The sequence below is a fragment of the Rhizobium sp. UFLA01-1127 genome (genome assembly GCF_059803845.1).
The window spans coordinates 1-2,681 of sequence record NZ_JAUQTZ010000265.1; the positions used below are offsets into that span (position 1 = coordinate 1).

Consider the following 2,681-nt stretch of genomic DNA (forward strand, 5'->3'; position numbering starts at 1 on the left):
GTTCAGAGCGTGCGGCCATCCGTTGCTCCACGAGTTCCGCCGCCTGAGCCTCGCTGATCTTCCTGGCCTTTGCCGTGTTGGCGATGTGCAGCTCGATGTCGCGATATTGACCCTGGCCAGGCGTATGATCCATCAGCGAAATCAGGTGGAGCGCGCCGGCGTCGATCAGTGCTTTTGCTTCCGTCAGGGCGGGCAGGAAGGTCACTTCGAAACGGCCATGGACGCGATGGTCGACCAGCAGACCGTCCCGCATCGACGCGAGCTTTTCGATCATGGCACGGGTATGCTCGATGGAGCGGACATGGCCATAGGTGGCAGGCGTGAAGGCGACGGCGGCATAAGCTGTCGTCACGCCGTTGGCGGCAAGCATCTTGTCGAGGTCGTAGACGCCGAGTTCGAGCGGCATGCGGACATTGACCCGCGGTTCCACGCATTTTTCGATCATGTCGCCGTGCATGTCGACGAAACCGGGAAGCAGAAACCGACCGCGGCCATCTATTTCTGCGCCCTCGACGGGTCTTTCGCTGATATCAGCAATGAGCCCATCCTCGATCCTGACGGCGCCGCGCTCGATCACGCGGTCCTGCAATACAATCTCAAAATTACTCAGCCACATCGCTTTGCTCGTCCTCAATCTTGATGGCTTCCAGATGAATTTCCCGGTCGATCCATGCACTTACATCTTTAGGATGACGAAAGACATGCTCCACGACCATGCCGCGCTGCATCACGATAACCCGGTCTGCCGTCATGCAGATGACACCGTCGCCATGGCATGTTCGAGATCTCCGCCGACCACGCGTAGGTATAGAATGCGCTGACCGGATTGCCGGTCTTCTCCGCGGTCAACGTCTTTTCCTCGAGCATTGGGATTTCGTCGGGGGGAAGGGCTTTTAGATATTCGAATAATTACTATAATCATTCGAATGAATTGTCCATCGCGTTTTGCCTTACGGAAAGAGATTTGCGTGGTGGCGCGAAATCGTCAGCCGCCGCGCCGGCGCAGCCATTCCGCTGTGATGCGGCTTGCTTCCCGCGCGGCCGCCGCCGCGGCCAGTCCTTCCAGCAGGGCAAACAGAAAAGAGCCTGCGAACCGATCGCCGGCGCCGATCGTGTTGGTCGTCTCGACCCTTGCTGCCGGTTCGACTTCAATAGCTGTCGCGCCGTCAAACAGCATGATCGGGCGCGTACCATCGGTGAGAACCAGCATCTTCAGGCGAGAACCGGCAATCTCGCCGGCACGCAGCCATGCGACGGCGAGATCGTCTGCAACGTCGTCGCGCGAAGAGATGACATAATCGGACGGGCGAGGCGTTGCGGGCTTTAGCGGAAATTGCGAGACGACAAGCGGCTGGGCGCCGATCTGTTCGACAAGGTGCTCTTCAAGAACGAGCGCGTTGACATAGACGCCTGCGGCCACAAGCTTTCCGGTGACTGTCAAGGAACGGGAACGCCCGGCTGGTGCCACGATCGTTCGTTCTCCGCCCGGTTCGAGGAGAATTTCCAGCGGCGCGGTGTCGCCCGGTACCATCGTTACATGTTCGGTATCGAAGCCGTCCGCGGCAAGTGATTGGAGCGCCGCTTGTCCCTGCTCATCCCGCATCAGCCATGAGACGATGGCGACATCGGCTCCCAGCTCCAGCAACTGCCGGCCGGTGTAGAAAGCACCGCCGCCGAGTCGGGTCGTGCGGGACGAAAACTGTATCCGCCCACCCGAAACCAGCGGGGCGTCCAGTTGCCATATGCGGTCGTGATTGACCGATCCGATGACGATTATTCGGGGCATGTTTCTGCCTATCTGCCTCAACGTCTAGTGCCAGTGCGGCGATCATGAAACGCTGTGCCAGCAGGAAGATCAAGGGAACGGGCACGATCGACAAAAGACTTGTTGCCTTTCGGCGCCTTCGAGAACGGCAAAGACGGCAATGCCGGTCGTGAGCGCCATTTTCAAAGCGTCATCCGGTACGAGCCGTCCCGGAGATAGATGTTCCAGGCCGGCAAAGGTCACAAGGGAATTTCGCTTCAGCAGCCATCTGACGGGTACCAGCCATGGGCGGAGATTGAAAAGCAATGCTGCAGCCGATATATAACATTCGAATGACATCAATGAATTCGGATGAGCGGGCATGGGAAGAAAACTGCTGCATGGGCAGTGGCAACAGGTCGAGAGCGATATCGCCGAGGATATTCTGACCGGCCGCCTATCGCCCAAGGCGCAGCTTCCCACGGAATCAGATCTGATGGAGCGGTTCGGTGTCGGGCGCCATACGATACGGCGGGCGATTTCCCGTCTCGAGAGCCGCGGGCTGGTCTTGGTCGAGCAGGGGCGCGGCACCTTTGTTCGTGATAGCCGCCTCGACTACCGCCTGTCCGAACGCACGCGTTTTTCCCAGAACCTGCTCGATCAGGGCAGGGAACCGCTGGGGCAGGCCATCCATGAAGAGGTGGTCCCCGCGTCCGAGTTTATCGCCGAGGCGCTGCGGCTTCCCCACGGCGAGCCCGTCTACCATATCGTCCGGCGCGGTTTTGCCGACGAAGAGCCGATCAATTACTCGCGTGCCTATTATCCCGTACGTCGCTTTCCGGGCTTCGACGAGGCCCGGCGCAGCGGGCGAAGCGTGAGCGTCATTCTGGCCGAATACGGCATACCCGACTATATCCGCCTGCGCACGGATATCATC

The 2,681-nt window shown here is 59.6% G+C and carries 3 protein-coding genes and 1 pseudogene; 1 reads left to right on the plus strand and 3 read right to left on the minus strand.

Annotation, left to right across the window (positions count from 1 at the left end; all coding sequences use genetic code 11):
• The 3 genes and pseudogenes from Q4Q11_RS31425 to Q4Q11_RS31435 form a co-directional block, all read right to left on the minus strand.
• Positions 1-616, minus strand: a pseudogene (locus Q4Q11_RS31425) (alpha-D-ribose 1-methylphosphonate 5-triphosphate diphosphatase); the annotation flags it as partial.
• On the minus strand, positions 603-752 hold the full coding sequence (locus Q4Q11_RS31430) for a hypothetical protein (protein ID WP_498571934.1): 150 nt from the start codon (positions 750-752) through the stop codon (positions 603-605). The gene Q4Q11_RS31430 and the pseudogene Q4Q11_RS31425, both read right to left, overlap by 14 nt.
• Positions 753-985: 233 nt before the next feature.
• A complete protein-coding gene (locus tag Q4Q11_RS31435; protein WP_498571935.1) occupies positions 986-1,786 on the minus strand; it encodes a PfkB family carbohydrate kinase in 801 nt (266 codons plus the stop codon).
• A gap of 340 nt (positions 1,787-2,126) precedes the next feature.
• Between Q4Q11_RS31435 and phnF the strand changes: the two genes are divergently transcribed.
• Positions 2,127-2,681, plus strand: a 555-nt coding sequence (phnF, locus tag Q4Q11_RS31440) for a phosphonate metabolism transcriptional regulator PhnF (RefSeq protein ID WP_498571936.1), incomplete at its 3' end; no start/stop codon positions are given.